The organism is Corallococcus sp. AB038B, assembly GCF_003668955.1.
GTDB lineage: Bacteria > Myxococcota > Myxococcia > Myxococcales > Myxococcaceae > Corallococcus > Corallococcus exiguus.
In genome coordinates, this window is sequence record NZ_RAWO01000455.1 from 1 (window position 1) to 379 (window position 379).

Annotated in this window: 1 protein-coding gene; it reads right to left on the reverse strand. The window is 73.9% G+C overall.

The features are described from left to right. The coding region (locus D7Y04_RS43870; RefSeq protein ID WP_368666443.1) for a xanthine dehydrogenase family protein subunit M at positions 1-379 on the reverse strand (379 nt) is incomplete at both ends.

A 379-nucleotide genomic window follows, 5' to 3' on the forward strand; every position in this document is an offset into this window, starting at 1 on the left:
GCCGCCTTCGCGGCCTGGCGCGCCAGCTCCTCGTCCAGCGGCTTGCCCACCAGCAGCTTCTCCGCCTCCGTCGCGCGCCGGGGCGTGGGCGCCACCCAGCCCATGGCAATCGCTGCCTCGCGCACCACCTTGCCGTCCATGCGCAGCACCACCGCGACGTCGCAGCTGGGCCAGTCGTAGCTCTCGCGCTCGCCCTGCTTGTGGTACGCGGCCTTCGTTCCCGCCGCGAGCGCGGGGAGGCGCACGCGCGTCAGCACCTCGTTGGGGGCGATGACGGTGTCGCGCGCGCGCTTCATGTCTGGCGGCAGCAGCAGCTCGGACACGGGCACCATCCGCGTCTTGCCTCCCGGGCCGGTGAGCTCCACCGACGCCCCGTAGG